A 20,810-nucleotide genomic window follows, 5' to 3' on the forward strand; every position below is an offset into this window, starting at 1 on the left:
AAACTTCGGAAGATTTCCTGGGTGCCATGACCATATCGCGCACACCTCACCAAGGCGCGGTACCCCGCCGAATCGTTATCAGCCCGCAACCTGCCTGACCAGGGCCAGGGCGGATCGAACCATATGCCTGGTGGATTCCTGCCAATTCGGTTCCTGGCTGCGGTAAGGACCGGTTGCCAAGGAGATGACGACGGCCGCCGCCCGCAGTCTCAGCTCCACCGGGTCCACGCGTCTGTCGAAGACCGGCACCCACCGCGCCAGCAGGTCTCGCACCTTGGCTTCCTGAGCAGGATTCATGCGCTGGATGGTGGACAGGTGAGCGATCAGACAGGCCAGGTCGTCGGCGCGCCGACCGGGCCCAATCGTGTCCACATCAAGGATCCCAACCACCCGCCCCGCGGCCACGTGCACCTGTCCCTCGTGGAAGTCACCATGGGTGGGTTCGTTGCCGAGCGGGATCCCCGCGAGGCCGCTCTGGATCCGCTGCGCGGCCCAACCGAGATCACCGCGCACATCGGGCAAGGCTGAAGAAACGATTTCCGCGTAATGCTGAACGGCATCGCTCCAGGGTGGGCGGCGTTCCAGCTGCGTGACGCTCGCGGGCATGGAGTCGAGCACCTCGATCAGCTGCTCGGGGGTACAGGGATCCCCGGGCTCGAAGAGCGCACGTGCCAAAGGCCTTCCCTGCAAGGCATCGAGGATCATCAACTGATCATCAGTGGTATGAGCAACGTGGGGCGCCGGCACCCCTGCGCTGGTCAACATCCGATGCCTGAAAAGCACGTCGTCGAAGAGTTTGGCACGAATCGCCTTGATGTAGAAGGTGTTTCCTCCCGTGGTGAATCGCACAACCGCGCGGCGGCGAGGCCGATAACCGATGATCTTCAGCTCGAGCTCATCCCCGGTCACGAGATACGGCAACAACCGGGCATCATTGACCAGTTCGGCCAACAACTCGGGGTAGGCAGCCCGTTTCAAACCCGGCAAATCTGGATCGGCCGGGTAGATCCAGACCGCCACCTCGCGGTTGCCGTCACCGAAGACCTCGGCCCCCCTGTCGGTCTCGGACAATTCCCCGCTGCGGGCTGAGACTCCCAGCAGTTCCGTGCGCTCCCCATAGGGCCAGGACACTTTCGCCAGATAGGTGGCGGTGGTGGACTGGTTGGGGTTGGCGTCCACATGCTCCAGCGTCCAGCTGAGCAGCTCCCCGCCGGCGTGACGAACCGCAGCGCTGAGCACGGGGCCGGCTCCGGGCCCCGTCAACAACCTCGATCCATCATCCATCGCCAACTCCTGAAACCGGGCGAGCAGAAATCCAGGAGGCGCGCCGCCCATCCATCTCCTCGACCCTGAACACCCAGGTCGATACTGCCGTGTCCTCCTCCGCCGGTTCACACGGGGAGAGTTCCACGCCCACCTCGTCCCCGACCGTGGGCAGGCGCCCGAGCCGGGCCATCACGTATCCTGCCACGGTGTCGTAGGGACCTTCGGGAATGACGTACCCAGAAAGTCCCGCGAATTCCTCGATGGTGGTCAGCCCGTCCAATCGGGCCAGGGGGTCGATCCGCGTCGGTGACGTGCCCTCCACAACGTCATACTCATCCGTGATGTCTCCGATCAGTTCCTCCACCAGATCCTCCAGCGTGACGATTCCCGATGTGCCGCCATACTCGTCCCGGACTATGGCCATGTGGGCTTTCGCAGCACGCATCGCAGACAGGGCACGCAGCAGCTTCACCGTTTCTGGGAGGTTCAGCACGGGCCGCACTATTCCGGACAGCTGACCGCCACGTTCCCTGGCGTCGAGGTCCATCAGGTCCCGAACGTGGCAGAAACCAATCACCTTGTCCACGGAGCCCTCCGTTACCGGATAGCGGGAATGGGGTGCCCCTCGCACTTCCTTGTAAGCCAGCTGGATGGGCATGTCGGAAGGAAGGAATTCCACTTCGGTGCGGGGTACCATCACCTCGCGGAGACTGAGCTGGCCCGCGGCGAAGACCTCATCGACAATGCTGCGTTCCTCCTGACCCAGGGTCGTCGATCCCGAGACCATCTCCCGCAGTTCCTCGTCGCTCACCGCATCCTTTGACAGCTTCGGGTCACCACCGAAGACCCGCACCACCATGTCGGTGGAGACTCCCAGGAACCAGATGACGGGCCGGGCCAGGGAAGCAATGCCGGACACCAGCGGAGCCAGCGCCAGCGCGAACCCCTCAGCTCGTTGCATGGCGAGGCGTTTCGCGCTCAGCTCCCCGATCACGATGGAGAAGTAGGAGATCACGATTGTGATGATCACCAAGGCGAGTGGATCGGCCACTGACGCCGGTATCCCCCAATCCTTGAAGACGGGGGCAAGCCCCGACGCCAGGGTTGCCCCGCCGAACGCCGCGGAAAGAAACCCGGAAAGCGTCACGCCGATCTGAACAGCAGACAGGAAACGGTTGGGATCGCTCGTCAAGCGTTCGATAGCCCGGCCCCGTTTGCCCTTGGCGGCGAGCTGCCTGATCTGCGACTCACGCAGCGTCACCAAGGCCATCTCGGCAGCCGCGAAGGTGCCGCCGATCAGGATGAACAGCGCGATCAGCGCAATGTCAGAGACCGCCGACATCAGCGGAAGATCACCGTCCTGTTCCCGTCCATCAGCACCCGGTGTTCGGCGAACAGGCGCACAGCTTCCGCCAGGGTCTCCGATTCCTGCCCCCGCCCCTTGCTGACCAGTTTGTCGACCCCCATGGTGTGATCCACCCTGACCACGTTCTGCTCGATAATTGGCCCCTCGTCGAGATCGCTCGTAACGAAATGGGCGGTTGCTCCGATGAGTTTCACCCCCCGGTTGTGTGCCTGCCGGTAGGGATTGGCCCCTTTGAAGCCGGGAAGGAAGGAATGGTGGATGTTGATGACGCGCCCGGCAAGGTGATCACACAGCTCAGCGCTGAGGACCTGCATGTAGCGGGCCAAAACCACCAGGTCCACGTTTTTCTCCTCAACCACGCGGAGAAGCTCGTCCTCGAAATCGGCTTTCGTCTCGGGAATAACCACCCGGTGCGTGAATGGCACTCCGTAGAAATCAGCCAGCGACCTCAGGACGTCATGATTGGCCATGACACCGACGACATCGATGGGAAGAGTTCCCGCGCGCCATTGGAACAGAAGCTCGTTGATGCAGTGCCCGGTCCTGGACGCGAGCAGCAGGACACGTGTGGGGTGTTGCTGCTCGTAGATGTCGAACTCCGCCTCGAGTCTTTCAGCCACGGGGTACAGAACGTTCATCAGATCGTCACGCGTGGGTCCGGTCAGGGCGATACGCGTGAAGAAACGCCCCGTGTCGGCGGAAGCGAACTGCTGACATTCAGTGATGTTGCCCCCCAAGGAGACGACGGTTCCGGTGAGGGAATGCACGATGCCAGGACCATCCGGGCATCGCAACGTAATGACGAGGTCCTGCATGAGCCCCAGCGTAGGCCATGCACACCGAGCGTTTCGCTCCCATACCGTTGGGAAACACCCACTCAGCTGCAGGAACGCTAGGCTTGGCTCGCCTTCGGGCTCTGGAACCCGGTGCGACTCCGGGACGGTCCCGCCACTGTGACGCATCCGCGAAGTCAGGAACACCCCGCAGGCACCTCAACCACCCGGACGTGGATCCTGACGGAGGACACCTTGACCAGAATCGCACTGCTCACCACCACCGAGACCGACCTGCTCAGCGCACGCGCAAGCCAGGCCGACTACGTGTATGGCAATCCCGCGAAACTCGACGTCAACGCAGTAAAGAAACTGATCGACGGCGCGGACCTAATCGTGTTCCGTTTCCTCGGTGGCAAGGAACAACTGCCCGAAACCTTCACCACGTGCGTCGAGTCGGGCCTGCCGCTGGTAGTTCTCGGTGGCCAGCACACCCCCGACGCCGCGTTGATGGAACTCTCTACCGTTCCGATGGGAGTCGCGGCACAGGCCCATTCCTATTTCGTGCAGGGCGGTCTCGACAACCTCCGCAACGCGCACGCCTTCCTCGCCGACACCGTCCTGCTGACGGGCGATGCCTTTGAGCCCGTCTCGATGATGCCAGTCTGGAGTGAGCTTCCCCGACCGGATGCTCCCACCGACGAGCCCGCCGGGCATCGCCGTCCCCGGATCGGCATCATTTTCTACCGGGCCCACTACGCGGCAGGAAACATCGCGCACATCATCGCCTTGGCCGATGCCATTGATGCGGCGGGTGGATTGGCGGTTCCGATCCAGACCGCATCGCTGCGTGACCCCGATCCGGGGTTGATCGAGTACCTGGGAACCTGCGACGCCATCATCACCACGGTGCAGGCCTCGGGCGGTCTCACTCCGGCAGACGCCTCGGCAGGCGGCGACGAGGGCGCCTGGGACGTGGAACAACTCGCCAAACTGGACGTCCCGATCCTGCAGGGGCTGACTGTGACGTGGAACCGAGAGACCTGGGAGTCCACCGATGACGGCATGGGCCCCTATGACGTCGCCAACCAGGTGGCGGTTCCCGAGTTTGACGGACGGTTGATCACCGTCTCCTTCTCCTTCAAAGAGATTGATGCCGATGGCCTGCCCCACTACGTCCCCGACCTGGAACGCTGCGCCCGGGTTGCGGGGCTGGCCGTGAACCACGCGAGGCTGCGGCTGATCCCACCCGCCGAACGGAAGGTCGCCATCGTCCTGTCGGCCTACCCCACCAAGCACGCCCGAATCGGCAACGCGGTTGGCCTCGACACCCCCGTCTCGATCATCCGGTTGCTGCGGGCCATGCGGGAGGCCGGCTACGACCTGGGTGCGCCCGGCGAGATTCCCGGCACCGGTGAGCTGGAGCCTATAGAGGGCGAACATCCCGATACTACTGCTGGAAACGCCTTGATACATGCCATCATCGCAGCCGGCGGGCAGGACGAGGAATGGCTGACCAGCGAGCAGCTGAGCGGTCAGCCCGTCCGCATCGACGCCGCGACCTATCGTCGCTGGTTCGCGGAGTTCCCCACCGAACTGCAGGAGCAGGTGACACAGACCTGGGGTGATGCCCCCGGCAACCTGTTCGTGGATCGCGCCACCAACCCTGACGGCGAGATCGTGGCCGCGACCCTTCAGGCAGGCAACATCGTGATCCTCGTGCAGCCGCCCCGTGGTTTCGGAGAGAACCCGATCGCGATCTATCACGATCCCGACCTGGCACCCACCCACCACTACCTGGCCACCTACCGCTGGTTGGAGAAGGAATTCGGGGCGCACGCCATCGTCCACGTCGGCAAACACGGCAACCTCGAATGGCTGCCCGGCAAAACCCTGGCCCTCGATGCCGTCTCGGGTCCTGATGCGGCCCTGGGAAGCCTGCCGTTGATCTACCCGTTCCTCGTCAACGATCCTGGCGAAGGTACCCAGGCCAAGCGACGCGCCCACGCCACGATCGTCGACCACCTGATCCCGCCGATGGCGCGCGCCGAGTCATACGGTGACATCTCCCGGCTGGAGCAGCTACTGGACGAATACGGCAACGTCTCCGTGATGGACCCGGCGAAGGCCCCCGCCCTACAGGGAGAGATCTGGCAGCTCATCAAGGCAGCCCAGATGCACCAAGACCTCGGACTCGAGGAACGCCCCGACGAGGAGGAGTTCGACGAGTTCGTGATGCACGTTGACGGTTGGCTGTGCGAGATCAAGGACGTCCAGATCCGCGACGGTCTCCATGTGCTCTCGCAGGTTCCCGAGGACGAGGGCATGGTCAACCTGGTGTTGGCGATTCTGCGTTCCAACCAGGTCTTCGGAGGTCGCACCGATGGGGTACCCGGCCTGCGGGTTGCCCTGGGCCTACCGGAGGACCAGCAGGACGTCTCCATCACACGGGAGGAAACCGACACGGTGGAAGCCGAAGCCCGCTCCCTTGTGGAACAGCTCGCCGCAGCTAGCTGGGACCCGGAGGCCATCGAGAGCATCGTCGCCCCGCTCTCCAGGCGCGACGGGATCGATGTCGCTGGAGTGCGTGCTGCTCTAGAGTTCGGGGCCACCGAGGTGGTGCCACGTCTGAGGGCCACTGAGGGCGAGATCCCCGCCGTCCTCCACGCCCTGGATGGCGGCTACATTCCGGCCGGACCCTCGGGTTCGCCGCTGCGCGGCCTGGTGAACGTGCTGCCGACCGGTCGCAATTTCTACTCGGTCGATCCGAAAGCGATTCCGTCGAAACTGGCCTGGCAAACCGGTCAAGCCGCAGCCGAGAACCTCGTGGCCCGCTATCTGGCAGAGACCGGGGAATATCCGAGTTCCGTCGGGTTGTCGGTGTGGGGAACCTCGGCGATGCGCACCTCCGGTGACGACATCGCGGAGGTGTTCGCCCTGCTTGGCATCCGCCCCGTCTGGGAGGAGCAGTCACGCCGGGTGGTCGGTCTGGAGGCCATGACCCTGGAGGAGCTCGGTCGGCCCCGTATTGACGTGACCGTCCGCATCTCCGGTTTCTTCCGCGACGCCTTCCCACACGTGGTCGCTCTTCTCGACGACGCCGTGGCACTCGCCGCGGCGCAGGAGGAGCCGGTCGAGACCAACTTCGTGCGCGCCCACGTGTCAGCCGACCTGGAAACCCACGGAGATGAGCGTCGCGCCCGCACCCGCATCTTCGGTTCCAAACCCGGTACCTACGGCGCCGGGATGCTGGAACTGATCGAGTCCGGGAACTGGCGATCCGACGAGGACCTGGCCGAGGTCTACGCAGCCTGGGGTGGTTTCGCCTACGGACGCGACCTCGACGGCACCCCCGCCCGCGACGACATGGAGAACAACTACCGCCGCATCAAAGTGGCCGCGAAGAACGTCGACTCCCGCGAGCACGACATCATCGACTCCGACGACTACTTCCAGTACCACGGCGGTATGGTGGCGACGGTCCGGGCCCTGACCGGTAACGCTCCGAAGGCCTACGTCGGTGACACCAGCATCCCCGACGCAGTGCGCACCCGGTCCCTCGCGGAGGAGACCGCCCGCGTATTCCGGGCACGCGTGGTCAACCCGAAGTGGCTGGCGGCGATGCGCCGCCACGGCTACAAGGGAGCCTTCGAGATGGCCGCCAGCGTCGACTACCTGTTCGGTTTCGACGCCACCGCACAGGTAGTGGGTGACTGGATGTATGAGTCGGTGGCGAACACCTACCTGCTCGACGAACAAAACCAGGAATTCCTGCGCCAGGCCAACCCGTGGGCACTGCGCAGCATGGTCGAACGGCTCCAGGAGTCAGTGGACCGTGGAATGTGGGAGAACCCGGATCCCGAGCTGATCAACCAGCTCCACGAGCTCTACCTGGAGGTGGAGGGAGACCTGGAGGAGTGAGCCTGCCGGCCAGGTATCCCCTTGGGCTCGGGGAGTACGCGTCCCGAACCTTGGACGACGATCTCGATGAGCTGCTGTCGTACTTGCCGGCAGCAGCTCATCGAGGTGTCGGGAAGACATCAACGACTGTGCAGCAATGAGCAACCCCACATCCCCTCCCGCTGGGCCGACGGCATTGAGAGGTTCGGCTTGCTTTCCTGGCTCACTGACGGCCCCGTTCCCATCACGGTGGTGTTGCGGTTCTCACCGGTCAATGGCTGATAAAAGAAGCTGCGGCTTCACGTGGTCTGTCAGTGGGCGCGAACAAATAACCCGCCTAAGTTCAGCGCAAAGGACCTGTTACTTCCCGCTTCACGGAAGGGCAAAGGCGTAAGCATCCATCACCCATCCGTGGTCCCGAAGCGCCTTTGCGCCGATACCGACGATTCCCGCCTTCAGCTTGCCGCTTCGAGTAGCGCCGTCACGTCCAGGTTGTCCTCACAAGCATCTGCGAGTCTGTCGATCATGGCTTCTCGTTGCTCAGCGTAGCCGGGCGCCCCCTCGCTGGGCCGCCAGTCGCTACCGGTCAGCCGCGCGATCTCTTCGAGGAAGGCCCGGCGAAAACCGTCGGACTCGAAGGCCCCGTGCCACATGGTCCCGAACGTGGAGCCGACCTGTTGGCCCTCGCAGAACTCCTCCCCTCCTGCGGCGTGAACCCGCCCGTGGTGGATGGTGTAGCCCTCGACCGGTTCTCCCTGCCACGTCCCAGATGGTCTGCCGAGAACCTTCACCTCGCCGAAACGCACCTCACCGGGAAGCAAGCCCAGGCCGGGGATGTCTCCGTCACCGGATTCAAGATCATCGAGGATACGGTCGGTGAGCATCTGGTAACCACCACAGATGCCGAGCACGGGCCGCTGCTGCTGGGCGCGGTTCCGGATCGCCTCCGCCAGGCCCTTGTCCCTGAGCCAGGCCAGGTCCGTGACAGTGGCCCGCGACCCGGGCAGCACCACAAGGTCTGCCTGGGCGATCTGATCGGGTGATGCGGTGACGACCACCTGAACACCCGGTTCCGCGGCGAGAGCATCCACGTCGGTGGCGTTCGAGGTGCGGGGGAAGTGAACGACGGCGACGTGGAGCACCCCGGTGCCGGGACGCAAAACCCGCGACCCAATGGTCAGGGCATCCTCCCCGTCCAGCCACACATCCGCTAGCCAGGGAAGCACACCGTAGCTCCTGAGACCGGTGCGCCGAGTCAGCTCGTCCAGACCCGGGTCAAGCACCGCCTGGTCACCGCGGAACTTGTTGATGAGGTATCCCACCAGCCGCCCACGATCCTGTTCGGAGACGATGCCGTGGGTGCCGAAGATCGCCGCCAGAGCGCCCCCACGGTCGATGTCTGCGACCAGCACCACAGGCAGCCCGAAACGTTCCGCCAGGCCGAAGTTGACGTAGTCGCCCCGACGCAGGTTGATCTCGGCGGGCGATCCGGCTCCCTCACACAGCACCAGGTCGTGGCCGGCTGCGAGCTCTTCGTAGGCGTCGAAGGCAGCCTCGGCCAGGTGTTTGCGCCCGCTGGCGTACTCCCCTGCACCGAGCTCCCCCGCGGGACGGCCACGGAGCACGACGAAACTGCGCCGATCGCTGCCCGGTTTCAGCAGCACAGGATTCAACAGGCAGCTCGGCTCCACCCCGGCTGCCTGCGCCTGCAGGTACTGGGCGCGCCCGATCTCGGTGCCATCCGAGCAGACCATCGAGTTGTTGGACATGTTCTGCGACTTGAACGGGGCCACCTTGATCCCGCGGCGCCGGAACGCACGCGCCAGGCCGGTCACAATCAACGACTTGCCCGCATCCGATGCGGTTCCAGCGATCAACAACCCGGTCATTTCCTCCCACCTCCGAACACGATCAGCGCCCCCGCCAGCAGTCCCGTGGCGGCGGCGGTGACGACCGTCACCAGTGTCGCGGCGCGGCGCACCTGCGACCCTGCGGGGCGGGGGCCGTCACCGAGGGTGGGGCGGGACTCCACCCGATCGCCGTAGCGGTTCTCCCCGCCCAGCTGCACACCGAGCGCGCCAGCCCATGCGGATTCGCACCAACCGCCGTTCGGGCTGGGATGGTTGGCCCCATCGCGCCGCATGATGCGCCAGGCCCGGGAGACGTCTCCTCCGACCAGTGGGGCACACACGCACGCCAGGGCCCCGGTGAGTCGCGCCGGTATCCAGGCCGCGGCATCATCAGTGCGTGCCGATGTCGTGCCGAAACGCCCGTAGCGCTGGTTGCGGTAACCGACCATGGCGTCGAGGGTGTTGAGGGCGCGGTGAGTCAGGATTCCGGGAACCCCCGCGAGCGCCCCCCAGAAAATCGTGCACACCCCGGCGTCGTTGGTGTTCTCCGCCATTGACTCGACGGTGGCGCGTCTCAGATCCTCGGCGTCGAGGCAACGCGGATCGCGACCGCAGAGGTTCGGCAGTTGTTCCCGGGCCGCCTCGAGGTCGCCGTCCTCGAGGCGGTCGGCCATGGTCCTTCCCTCGTCAGCGAGCCGCCTGGCCCCGAGCGTCGCCCAGGTCGCGACCGCGGTGGCCGCGACCTGCATCCACCTATGCCGCACGGAAATCCGTTCCACCAGCAGCCCACCCACCAGAACGGGGGCGACTGCGAGCGCAGCAAACATGGTTCCTGCGGCACGGTTGTCTGCGTGGGTAGTTTCCTCCACCCGGGTGGCCCAGGAACCGAACCAGGCGACGGGATGGTGCTTCTGCGGGTCTGCGAACACCTGGTCCGCCGCCATTCCGATGGCGAGCCCCAGGCCGCGATGTCTCAGTGTCATGCCACTCCGATCAGCTTCACGGTGAGCGCGATTCCCAGCCAGACGGCCAGCTGGGTCAGTTCGATCAGAGAACCGTAGCAGTCGCCGTTCAGGCGCCCCAGACGCCGCAAGAGGTGTCGCTGCCAGCAGGTCGAAAACACCCAGGCGGTCACGACCACACCCGACCAGCAGGCCGCTGCCAGCCAACCCAGCAGCCACCAAGTGACCGCGCCACCTGTCACCAGCACTGCCCCCCGGCTGGCCCACAGCCCGGTCTCCCCGATCTTGCCAGCCACCAGCGAGGACAAGGTACCCGGGACCGGTTCTTCACCCCGGCCCGGCAGCGTGGCGGCCAGCGGAACCACCCGTCCCGCAGCCATGCCGAAGGCCATCAGCAACGGCCAAGCGCCGGGAGGTGCGACGCCGAGGCAAGCCACCTCCAACAGCAACACAACTAGCAGCGACACCACCCCCATCGGGCCGATGTCGGACTGCTTCATGATCGCCCGCGCCTGCTCCGCGGGTTTCCGGGAACCCAGCGCGTCCGCGACGTCCGCGGTGCCGTCCAGGTGCATGGCGCCCGTGGCGTAGGCCACCGCTCCGACGGCCATCAACGCCCCGAGGAACCACGATCCGGATGCAACCGCGCTCCCCCAGCCCAGCAGACCGGCGGCTACCCCGAGCACCATCCCCAGCCAGGGAAGGGCAACGAGCCCGTCGGGGAAATCACGGTCAGCCCAGTCGTGTTTGCGCACCGGCAACCAGGTGTACATGGCGACTGCGCTGTGAAAGGCGCGCAGTGGGCGCATCAAGACCCCTTGACCGGCACAAGAATACCGGCCACACACAACCAGACCCGGTCAACAACCGCTGCAACGCGCATGTTCAGGAGCCCCAACTGGTCGGTGAACAACCTGCCGGAGCTGGTGGCCGGGACCACGCCGAGTCCCACCTCGTTGCTGACACACACCACCGGCCTGCGGGTGGCTCGCAGTGCAACCAGGAACTCCTCCAGCCGGCCCTCCAGTCGGTCCAGGGCCTCCGGGTCCCGGTCCCAGCAACCATCGTCGAGCAGCCTCGTCAACCACACTCCCAGGCAGTCGACCAACATGGGAGTGGTGTCGTTACGGCTGAGCTCAGCGGCCAGATCGATGGTTTCGACAGTCTCCCAGTGGGAGGGGCGGCGGTCTCGGTGGATCCGGAGCCGCTCCACCCATTCGGGGTCGTCGGGACGCACCTCAGAGGTGGCCACGTAGGAAACCCCAGGTTCGTCGGCGAGCAGTGACTCCGCGAAGGTCGATTTCCCGGAGCGGGTTCCACCCAGGATCAGCGCGGAACCTTTCACGGCTTCGACACTCCCTGACCGCTGAAGGTGCCCATCTCGTTCATTATCAGCGCAGCGGCCTTGACCAGCGGCAGCGCCAGGGCGCCGCCGGAACCTTCACCGAGCCGCAGGCCAAGATCGACCAGCCCGCGCAGGCCGAGGGCCTCGTGGGCAGCGGTGATGGCGGGTTCCACACCGGTGTGCCCAGCGATCAGGTAGCCGACAACGTCCGGGCAGATGGCGCGGGCGACCAGGGCCGCGGAGCAGGAAACCACCCCGTCGAGAACAACAGGAACGCGTCTGGCAGCGGCGGCCAGCATGAGTCCGGTCATGGCGGCGTGCTCGAAACCTCCTACGGTGGCCAACACGCCGACCGCATCTCCCGTGGCGAGCAGATCCACGACCCCGCCGACCTCCAGTCCCTTCTCGATGACCGCCACCTTGTGAGCAAGCATCGCGTCATCGATTCCGGTTCCCCTGCCGGTGACCTCAGATACGGCCTTCCCGGTGAACGCGGCCGTCAAAGCCGCAGCGGGCGTAGTGTTGGCGAGCCCGACCTCACCGGGCACCAGCAGGTCGGCCCCGGCGTCGATGGCGGCGTTGGCGGCCTCGACCCCGACACCGATCGCTTCCAAGGCCTGTTCCACAGCCATCGCGGGCCCTTGGGTGAAGTCGGCGGTGCCAGCTGCGATGCGGCGGTCCACGGTGCCCTCCGCGTGCTGCAACAAACCGACGTCGAACACCTCGGTTGCAGCCCCGAAGGCCCGGGAGATCACACTCACCCCGGCGAATCCGATGGCGATCCCGGCGGCCATTTGGACGCTGACCTCCTGCGGCCACGGAGTAACTGCCTGCGCGTAGACCCCATGATCGGCGGCGAAGACGATCACCTTCGGGTGTGAAGGCACCGGTGGCGGGCACTGGGCGGCGATTCCACAAAGCCGCACCCCGATGGTTTCAAGTTCCCCGAGGGAACCCGGAGGTTTCGTCAGGTCGTCCTGCCGAGCGCGGCCCGCCTGGAGCCAGGCATCCTCGACAGGAGCGATACGGGCAGCGAGCTCGGACAGCTCGGCTGGGGTGAGGGCCATGTGGTCACGTCCTTAGCTTGATTGCCGATGCGGCTGGCCGGTCCGGGTCGTTGAAAACCGACCGGAGCGCACCGCCGAGGCTAGCATCCCCGCTCAGAACAGCTTGATGGGGCTGATGATGTCAGCCAAGATCAGCACCACGCCGCCGATGAGCAGGAATCCACCAACCACGTAGGCCACCGGCAGCATCTTCGCGGTGTCGACAGGTCCCGGGTCGCTCCTGCCTCGCAGCCTTGCCATGCCGCGCCGCAGGGCCTCGTAGACCGCCCCGGCGATGTGGCCGCCGTCGAGAGGAAGCAGTGGTACCAGGTTCAGCAGCGCGACGAACAGGTTGACACTACCCAGCAGCGACAACCAGGTGACCGCGCGGTCCTGGATCGGCAGCGAATCCGCCACTGCGATCTCCCCCGCCACCCGGCTGGCGCCGACCACGGAGATCGGGCTGTTGATGTCACGTTCGGCCCCGGTGGCGAGCCCGACCCCGACGTTCCAGACCCGCACGGGGAAGGAGGCCAGGGCAACCAACGACATCCGTGTCGTGTTCCACATCTGTCCCGCCGTCTCGATCACGCCGCCGCGGACCAGTTCCCGCCCGGGCGAGACGCCGAGGAAACCTGCCTCCACCGTGGAGGTTGGGTCGAGTTTGTCGGGCACCGACTGGATGATGGTGTTCACGGTGGGCAGCTCGATGGTTGTGCCACCACGTTCGACCGTGATGGCTGCGGCGCCGTCGCGGTTCGCGCGGATCAGGTTGGTCAGCTCATCCCAGTTGCTGACTCGGTGGCCATTGAAGGCAACCACCTTGTCCCCGACCATGACACCTGCCTGTTTCGCGGGGGTCTGAGGATCACCCTCTTGGCAGACGGCAGGGGTGCGGCCCGCAGGAATGACGCAGTCGTTGACCACCGTCACATTCAGCGTTGACTGCCAGGTGCCGTGGAAGAGGTTGATTCCCAGGAAGATCAAGAAGGCCAGCAGAAGGTTCATGGCTGGCCCGCCGAGCATGACGATGACCTTCTGCCACACCGGTTTCTGGTGGAACAACCGTCCGTCGTCGGCGGGGGTGATCTCCTCGTACTCGTAGCTGCGAGCCCGGTCGGCCAGTCGGGTGAGCCAGCCCTTGGGCTTATCCGACTGCTTCTCAGGCGGATACATCCCAACCAGCCTGACGTAGCCGCCGAGCGGGAACATCTTGAAACCGTACTCGGTCTCGCCCCGTTTCCGGGACCAGATGGTCCGGCCGAATCCGACGAAGTACTGGGTCACCTTGACCCCGAAAATCTTGGCCGGCACGAGGTGTCCAATCTCGTGCAGGGCTATGGAGGCCATGATCAGGGCGAAGAACAGCAACGCCAGACCAATCAGTACAAGGGTGTTCAAGAAAGTTCCTCCACGAGTTCACGGGCACGTTGGCGTGCCGCGGCGTCCGCCGCCAGCACCGCGTCCACGGTCAGTTCGGAATCCGGGACATGCCCGGTCTCAAGGTGTTCTGCCAGGCATCGGGAAATCAGGTCCGTTATTCCCAAGAACCCGATCCTGTGGTCGCAGAAGGCGTCCACCAGCACCTCATTGGCCGCGTTGTAAACGGCTGGGGCCGTACCGGCGGCCTTCCCTGCGCTGCGGGCCAGCTCAACGGCAGGGAAGGTCGAGTCATCCAAGGGTTCGAAGGTCCAGGTCGCAGGTCTCGTCCAGTCACAGGCAGCCGCGGCCCCTGGAAGCCTGTCCGGCCAGGTCAACGCCAACCCGATGGGCAATCGCATATCCGGCGGTGAGGCCTGTGCCAGGGTTGAGCCGTCGGTGAACTCCACCATGGAGTGGACGACCGATTGAGGATGCACCGCCACGACGATGTCGTCAAGGCCGATGCCGTAGAGCAGGGCTGCCTCGATCAGTTCGAGCCCCTTGTTGACAAGGGTGGATGAGTTGATGGTGATGACCCGGCCCATTTTCCAGGTGGGATGGGCCATGGCCTCCTCGGGTGTCACGTCCACGAGTCCCGCACGACTGCGCCCTCGAAATGGCCCCCCAGATGCGGTCAAAATGAGCCGGGCCACCTCGTGGCGGCGTCCCCCGCGCAGAGCCTGGGCGAAGGCGGAGTGCTCGGAGTCGACGGCCACCAGCTGTTCCGGCGCAGCCAGATCGGTGACAAGTCTCCCGCCAATCACGAGAGATTCCTTGTTCGCCAGCGCCAGGGTGCGACCTGCCCCCAGCGCAGCGAGGGTGGGTTCCAGTCCCGCAGCCCCCGTGATGGCATTAACCACCACGTCGCAGTCCAAGGTGGCCAGCTCAGTCGCCGCCCCGGGCCCAGTCAATAGTTGAGGCACCCCGACCCCGAAGGCCGCGAGCTCACGCTCCAAGTCCGCTGCTCTCTCCGTCCGCGCCAGGGCCACGTACGCGGGTCGGAAGCACTTCACCTGCTCGGCCAGAAGGTCGATGTTGCCCCCCGATGCAGCCAGCGCCACCACATCGAATCGGTCGCGTCGGGAACCGATCACGTCAAGCGTCTGGGTGCCTATGGATCCGGTGGAGCCGAGTAGGACGATTCTTCGCACCAAGACAGTGTGTCACGACGCACCAACCGTGTCCCAGAACGACGTCGCCGGGCCCAATGCAGCCCGGCGGCGTCGCGATGTCTCAGACGAGCCCGAAGGCCTGCATGGCGTTCGCCACCTTGATGAAACCAGTGATATTGGCGCCGACCACGTAGTCGCCGGGGACTCCGTACTCTTCAGCGGTGGCAGCACACATGTCGTGGATGTTGCGCATGATGCCGGTCAGGCGTTCCTCGGTGTACTCGAAGCTCCACGAGTCGCGCATGGCGTTTTGCTGCATTTCCAGACCCGAGGTGGCCACACCGCCAGCATTCGCAGCCTTGCCTGGGGCGAACAGCACCCCGGCACCCTGGAAGGCATGGATGCCCTCGGGAGTGGTGGGCATGTTGGCGCCCTCGGCCACGGCTTTGACGCCGTTGCGGATCAGGATGGCGGCGTGTTCCCCGTTCAGCTCGTTCTGGGTGGCGCAGGGCAGGGCGACGTCCACGGGGACGTCCCAGATCGAACCGCCACTGCCCAGTTCGGCACCGTCGCGGCGGGAGGCGTAGTCGGCGATACGACCACGTTCCACCTCCTTGACCTGCTTCAGCAACCCGACATCGATGCCCGCCTCGTCGACGACGTAGCCGGAGGAATCGGAGCAGGCGACGACCTTCCCGCCGAGCTGCTGAACCTTCTCGATGGCGTAGATGGCCACGTTCCCGGAACCCGAAACCGCGACGCGCTTGCCGTCGAAGGTGTCGCCTCGGGTCTTCAGCATTTCCTGTGTGAATGCCACGACGCCGTAGCCGGTGGCCTCGGTGCGAACCAGCGAGCCACCCCAGTCGAGGCCCTTGCCGGTCAGAACACCAGACTCATAGCGGTTGGTGATCCGTTTGTATTGGCCGAACATGTAGCCGATCTCGCGGCCACCGACGCCGATGTCACCAGCGGGCACGTCCGTGTATTCACCCAGGTGGCGGTACAGCTCAGTCATAAAGGACTGGCAGAAACGCATCACCTCGGCATCGGACCTGCCGTGCGGGTTGAAATCGGAGCCGCCCTTGCCGCCTCCGATGGGCAGACCGGTCAGGGAGTTCTTGAAGATCTGCTCAAATCCCAGGAATTTGATGATGCCCAGATAGACGGAGGGATGGAACCGCAGACCGCCCTTGTAGGGGCCGAGAGCCGAGTTGAATTCGACGCGGAAGCCACGGTTGACCTGCACCGTTCCTCGGTCATCCACCCAGGGCACGCGGAAGATGATCTGGCGCTCGGGCTCGCAGATGCGCTCCAGGATTTTGTCCTCGAGGTAGTCCGGGTTCTTCTTGACAACGGGCTCGAGGCTCTCGAAGACCTCCCGGACGGCCTGGTGGAACTCTGCCTCACCGGGGTTACGAGCAACCACGGATTCGAAGATGGACTGCAGCTGCTGATCCATTCGGACTCCTCGCTAGTCGATTTTCAGGTTTTGACTTGCGGAAGCCTAGCCCCGGTTTGTGAACACGACGTTTCAGTCCAGAAACGGACTCACGCCCCGGTGATCTCGCGAGCCGCAAGCTGTCCGCAGGCCCCATCGATCTCGGACCCACGGGTGTCCCGCAGCGTCACGGGCACCCCGCGTCCTTGGAGCGTGGCCACGAAAGCGGCTTCATCTTCAAGCCTGGAAGCCGTCCACCGCGACCCCGGAGTCGGGTTGAGGGGAATCAGGTTGACGTGCACCCACCCCCAGTTTCCGCGCCGTTTCAGGACGTCCGCGAGCAGGTTCGCGCGGGAGACGGAGTCGTTGATGTCGCGCATCAAGGCGTACTCGATGCTGACGCGGCGCCTTGTGATCCGAGCGTATTCCCAGGCTGCGTCGACCACCTCAGCGACACTCCACCGGTTGTTCACCGGGACAATCTCATTGCGCAGGTCGTCATCGGGAGCGTGCAGGGACACCGCGAGGGTCACGGGAAACCCCTCCCCAGCCAGGCGTCCGATCTGGGGCACCAGACCAACGGTGGAAACTGTGATGCCTCGGGCACTCATTCCGAAGCCTCCGGGCACGGGAGCGGTGAGGGTACGGATAGTCCCCACTACCGCCTTATAGTTGGCCAGCGGCTCCCCCATTCCCATGAAGACGATGTTGTTGAGCCGACCGGTGACCCCCGGGACCTCGCCCGCAGCGAGCATCCGGTTGGCCGCGAAGGCCTGAACGGTGATCTCGGCCCGTGACAGGTTACGCTTCAGCCCACCCTGTCCGGTGGCGCAGAAGGGGCACGCCATTCCGCAGCCCGCCTGGGAACTGATGCACAGGGTGGAACGGTTCGGATACCGCATGAGCACGGATTCCAGAAGGGATCCGTCGTGCAATCGCCACAGAGTCTTGACGGTGCGTCCTTGGTCGGCGGTCAGCCGACGCACCTGGGTGAGCAGGGGTGGGAAGAGCTGCTCAGCCAGGTCTTCCCGAATCGCTGCAGGCAGGTCCGTCCAGGCCGTGACCTCATCACTCAGACCATCAAAGACGTGCCGGGAAATCTGGTCGGCTCGGAAAGCGGGCAGGCCGAATGACTCCATGGCGTCACGGCGTTCGGGGATGTCGAAGTCGAGCCAGTGCTTCGGAGCTTTGCCACGGCCGGGAGCGTCGAAGACCAACGGAAGACGCGTCGGCATGTCATCCCCCCAGGCTCAGGCGCAGGACGAGCCAGCCCACCGGTATCGCCACCAACATCGAATCCAGTCGATCCATGAACCCGCCATGTCCGGGAAGAAAGTTTGACATGTCCTTCAACCCGACGTCCCGTTTGATCAGGGATTCGACGAGATCACCCAGCGTCGCGGCAGGAGCAACGCACAACCCAAGGACCAGGCCGAGCACCCAGGACGCACCCAGGCACCAGACCGTCGCCACCGCCCCGATAATCGCGGCGGTAATCATGGAACCCGCGAATCCCTCCCACGTCTTGGAGGGTGAGATGTGCGGAGCCATTTTGTGCTTTCCCAGCAGGCTACCGACGGCGTACGCACCGGTATCGGAGGCCACCACGCAGGCCACCACCGCGATGATCCGCCGGGTGCCGCCTGGTTCGGCCATCATCAATGGTATGAAAACCCCCATCAACGGGATGTAGGCGATGATCAACGCGCTGGCGGCAATGTCACGGATAAAGCCTTCCCGCGCCAGCAACAATCGCGCCACCAGACATGCGATCACCGTCCCACAGACACAGATCACAGCGAAAGTGGTGGGCGGTAGTCCCAGATTCCATCGGAACATCGCGTAGGCGCCGAGGACACTGACGAGGGTGCCCGCGACTATGGTTTTCACCTGCGCGTGCATTCCCTTGCGAAGCAACGCCTGGTGGATCTCAACGACGGCCATGCTCAGCGACGCGGCAGAGATCAGCACGAAGAACCACGGGGCCCACAGCAGACCAACAGCCAGAGCAGCCAGGAGACCGAGCCCGACGCCGATGGCCATCGGGAGATCCCGACCAACCCTCGGCGCCGGTATTGCCTGGGCTGACTCCTGAGACGACATCAGACCTCGCTGAGCTCAGCTTCCTTGCCTTTGAGCAGCTCGTCAACCGCATCCACGTATTTCTTGGTGGTCACATCCATAGCCTTTTCCGCCCGAGCCAGTTCATCCTCACTGATCTCAGAGCTCTTCTCGAGCTTCTTCAGCGCATCAATGGCGTGTCGGCGAATGTTGCGCACAGCGATGCGCGCGTCCTCGGCCTTGGCCTTGGCGAGTTTGATGTACTCCTTGCGGCGCTCCTCCGTGAGCTGCGGCATGACGACCCGGATGGCATTGCCGTCGTTGCTCGGATTGACTCCGAGATCCGCTTCCCGGATGGCCTTCTCAATGGCCGCGATGGCACTTCGGTCGAAGGGGGTGATCAGCATGGTCCGAGGATCGGGCGAGTTGAATGTCGCAAGCTGCTGCAGGGGCGTCGGCGCCCCGTAATAGTCGGCGTTAAGCCGGCTGAACATGGCAGGATGGGCCCTGCCCGTACGAATGGTCGACAGATCCTCGCGGGCGTGGTCTACTGCCTGCTGCATCTTGGACTGGGTTTCCTTTTCGACGTCGGCGATCATTGCCGCTCTCCTTTGCCTGTGTGGGTTGTCAGCGGGAAACGAACGTCCCGATGGGTTCACCCTGTACGACGCGGCCAATGTTGCCTCGCTCGGACAGGTTGAAGAAAATGATGTTGAGGGCGTTGTCCCGGGCCAACGCGATGGCGGTGGCGTCGGCAACTTTGAGATCCCGGGACAGGAATTCGTCATGGGTCAAGCGCTCATACCGCTTCGCCTCCGGGTTGGTGCGTGGATCCGAGTCATAGACCCCATCCACTCCCTGCTTGCCCATGAGCAGCACCTCGGCACCGATCTCGAGGGCTCGCTGAGCGGCGACGGTGTCGGTGGAGAAGTAGGGCATCCCCGAGCCGGCACCAAAGATGACCAAACGCCCCTTCTCGAGATGACGTTCTGCACGGCGCGGGATGTAAGGTTCAGCGACCTGAGCCATGTTGATGGCCGACTGGACGCGGGTGTGGATTCCTTCCTTCTCCAGGAAGTCCTGAAGCGCGATGGCATTCATGACGGTCCCGAGCATGCCCATGTAGTCGGCCCGGTCCCGCGCCATGCCGTTGTTGCTCAGCTCAGCTCCACGGAAATAGTTGCCACCACCCACCACCACGGCCACCTGAGTGCCGCCGGAAACCACCGCAGCTATCTCCTTGGCGATGCTCGAGATGACGACAGGGTCAACCCCCAGCTTCCCTCCGCCGAAAACTTCTCCCGAGAGCTTCAGCAGCACGCGCTGATGCGGCTTGTTCATGGGACCTACCTTCCTGGTGGGTGACGCGTCACGGCACACAATATCGTCCCAAGCGAAACAAGCGCGCCCCCTGTCAAGGGACACGCTTGTTTCAATTGATCCGGTTCAGGAGCCCACGGCCAGTCGCGCGAAGCGCTTGATCTCGACCCCTGCGGCTTTCAGGACGTCACCAACGGTCTTCTTGTCCTCCCAGACAGCGGGCTGGTCCAGCAGCACAACGTCCTTGTAGAACCCACCGAGACGACCTTCGATGATGCGCGGGAGCGCACCCTCGGGCTTGCCTTCCTCGCGGGCGGTGGCCTCGGCGATACGGCGCTCGTTCTCAACCACCTCGGCAGGAACCTCCTCACGGGAGACGTAGACCGGGCTCATGGCGGCGATGTGCATCGCGACCTGGTGGACGAGGGTCTCGTCGCCACCGGCGTACTCGACCAGAACACCGACCTGGGGCGGCAGGTCAGAGGCACGGCGGTGCAGGTACAGGTGGGTGTCGCCGTCGTAGTTGGCCACATTGACCAGGGACAGGTTCTCGCCAATCGTGGCGGCCAGCGACTGCACGGCCTCCTGGACGGTCGCAGAACCCAAGGGCGCAACCTTGGTGGCCTCGAGGTCCTTGGCTCCGGAGGAAGCAATAGCCTCGACGATCTGGTCGGCCAGCCCGACGAACTCAGCATTCTTGGCCACGAAATCGGTCTCGGCGGCGAACTGGATGAGGATTCCGTCCCTACCAGCGACGATGCCGTTGGTCGCTTCGCGGTCGGTGCGCTTGGCAGCCTTCGCGAGCCCGGAGATGCGGAGCAGCTCGATGGCCTTCTCGTGATCTCCCTCGGCCTCGGTGAGGGCCTTCTTGGCGTCCATCATGCCTGCGCCAGTGGCGTCTCGCAGCTTCTTGACGTCAGCAGCAGTGATTGCCATGTCAGTTTCCCGT

Annotated in this window: 17 protein-coding genes and 1 riboswitch; of the genes, 1 reads left to right on the plus strand and 16 read right to left on the minus strand. The window is 64.6% G+C overall.

Translation table 11 applies throughout. The annotated features are described in order from the left end of the window. Positions 1-78: 78 nt before the first annotated feature. Genes V7R84_RS04395 through purU form a run of 3 tightly spaced genes read right to left on the minus strand, consistent with a single transcriptional unit; the run spans position 79 to position 3,456 of the window. Positions 79-1,284: a phosphotransferase gene (locus V7R84_RS04395; protein ID WP_412728085.1), complete on the minus strand. Its 1,206-nt coding sequence runs from the start codon at positions 1,282-1,284 to the stop codon at positions 79-81. After that, complete coding sequence (locus V7R84_RS04400; protein ID WP_412728103.1) at positions 1,277-2,611, minus strand: hemolysin family protein; 1,335 nt, start codon at positions 2,609-2,611, stop codon at positions 1,277-1,279. Before V7R84_RS04400 ends, V7R84_RS04395 begins: the two co-directional genes overlap by 8 nt. Further along, the gene (gene purU / locus V7R84_RS04405; RefSeq protein WP_412728104.1) at positions 2,608-3,456 is read right to left on the minus strand and encodes a formyltetrahydrofolate deformylase; all 849 of its coding nucleotides are present in this window, start codon (positions 3,454-3,456) and stop codon (positions 2,608-2,610) included. The genes V7R84_RS04400 and purU overlap by 4 nt, the downstream gene beginning before the upstream one ends. 43 nt (positions 3,457-3,499) lie before the next feature. Next, positions 3,500-3,633: riboswitch (cobalamin riboswitch) on the plus strand. A gap of 27 nt (positions 3,634-3,660) precedes the next feature. Between purU and cobN the strand changes: the two genes are divergently transcribed. Next, a complete protein-coding gene (cobN, locus tag V7R84_RS04410; protein ID WP_338572431.1) occupies positions 3,661-7,326 on the plus strand; it encodes a cobaltochelatase subunit CobN in 3,666 nt (1,221 codons plus the stop codon). Positions 7,327-7,760: 434 nt separating this feature from the next. On the opposite strand, the gene V7R84_RS04415 is transcribed toward cobN, so the two are convergent. From V7R84_RS04415 to tsf, 13 genes are all read right to left on the minus strand, one after another. Continuing rightward, a complete protein-coding gene (locus V7R84_RS04415; RefSeq protein ID WP_338572433.1) occupies positions 7,761-9,194 on the minus strand; it encodes a cobyric acid synthase in 1,434 nt (477 codons plus the stop codon). After that, positions 9,191-10,138 (minus strand): cobalamin biosynthesis protein, encoded by a 948-nt coding sequence (locus V7R84_RS04420; protein ID WP_338572435.1) that lies wholly within the window; start codon positions 10,136-10,138, stop codon positions 9,191-9,193. Before V7R84_RS04420 ends, V7R84_RS04415 begins: the two co-directional genes overlap by 4 nt. Then, positions 10,135-10,926, minus strand: a complete 792-nt coding sequence (locus V7R84_RS04425) for an adenosylcobinamide-GDP ribazoletransferase (RefSeq protein ID WP_338572437.1) — start codon at positions 10,924-10,926, stop codon at positions 10,135-10,137. Before V7R84_RS04425 ends, V7R84_RS04420 begins: the two co-directional genes overlap by 4 nt. Further along, positions 10,926-11,462, minus strand: coding sequence for a bifunctional adenosylcobinamide kinase/adenosylcobinamide-phosphate guanylyltransferase (gene cobU, locus V7R84_RS04430; protein WP_338572439.1), 537 nt, complete (start codon positions 11,460-11,462; stop codon positions 10,926-10,928). The genes V7R84_RS04425 and cobU overlap by 1 nt, the downstream gene beginning before the upstream one ends. Continuing rightward, the gene (gene cobT / locus V7R84_RS04435) at positions 11,459-12,529 is read right to left on the minus strand and encodes a nicotinate-nucleotide--dimethylbenzimidazole phosphoribosyltransferase (protein ID WP_338572441.1); all 1,071 of its coding nucleotides are present in this window, start codon (positions 12,527-12,529) and stop codon (positions 11,459-11,461) included. Before cobT ends, cobU begins: the two co-directional genes overlap by 4 nt. A 93-nt stretch (positions 12,530-12,622) precedes the next feature. After that, entirely contained in the window at positions 12,623-13,909 is a 1,287-nt protein-coding gene (locus V7R84_RS04440; RefSeq protein WP_338572443.1) for a site-2 protease family protein, read from the minus strand. Further along, positions 13,906-15,081: a 1-deoxy-D-xylulose-5-phosphate reductoisomerase gene (dxr, locus tag V7R84_RS04445; protein ID WP_338572445.1), complete on the minus strand. Its 1,176-nt coding sequence runs from the start codon at positions 15,079-15,081 to the stop codon at positions 13,906-13,908. The genes V7R84_RS04440 and dxr overlap by 4 nt, the downstream gene beginning before the upstream one ends. Positions 15,082-15,163: 82 nt before the next feature. Then, positions 15,164-16,501: an NADP-specific glutamate dehydrogenase gene (gene gdhA / locus V7R84_RS04450; RefSeq protein ID WP_338572448.1), complete on the minus strand. Its 1,338-nt coding sequence runs from the start codon at positions 16,499-16,501 to the stop codon at positions 15,164-15,166. Positions 16,502-16,590: 89 nt separating this feature from the next. Beyond that, on the minus strand, positions 16,591-17,715 hold the full coding sequence (gene rlmN, locus V7R84_RS04455) for a 23S rRNA (adenine(2503)-C(2))-methyltransferase RlmN (protein WP_338572450.1): 1,125 nt from the start codon (positions 17,713-17,715) through the stop codon (positions 16,591-16,593). 1 nt (position 17,716) lies between these two features. Then, on the minus strand, positions 17,717-18,586 hold the full coding sequence (locus tag V7R84_RS04460) for a phosphatidate cytidylyltransferase (protein WP_412728105.1): 870 nt from the start codon (positions 18,584-18,586) through the stop codon (positions 17,717-17,719). Next, positions 18,583-19,140, minus strand: a complete 558-nt coding sequence (gene frr / locus V7R84_RS04465; protein WP_412728086.1) for a ribosome recycling factor — start codon at positions 19,138-19,140, stop codon at positions 18,583-18,585. The genes V7R84_RS04460 and frr overlap by 4 nt, the downstream gene beginning before the upstream one ends. Before the next feature lie 28 nt (positions 19,141-19,168). Then, positions 19,169-19,882, minus strand: a complete 714-nt coding sequence (gene pyrH / locus V7R84_RS04470) for a UMP kinase (RefSeq protein ID WP_338572455.1) — start codon at positions 19,880-19,882, stop codon at positions 19,169-19,171. Between the two features lie 105 nt (positions 19,883-19,987). Next, positions 19,988-20,797, minus strand: coding sequence for a translation elongation factor Ts (tsf, locus tag V7R84_RS04475; protein ID WP_338572457.1), 810 nt, complete (start codon positions 20,795-20,797; stop codon positions 19,988-19,990). Positions 20,798-20,810: the final 13 nt, after the last annotated feature.

This window comes from Arachnia propionica (genome assembly GCF_037055325.1).
GTDB lineage: Bacteria > Actinomycetota > Actinomycetes > Propionibacteriales > Propionibacteriaceae > Arachnia.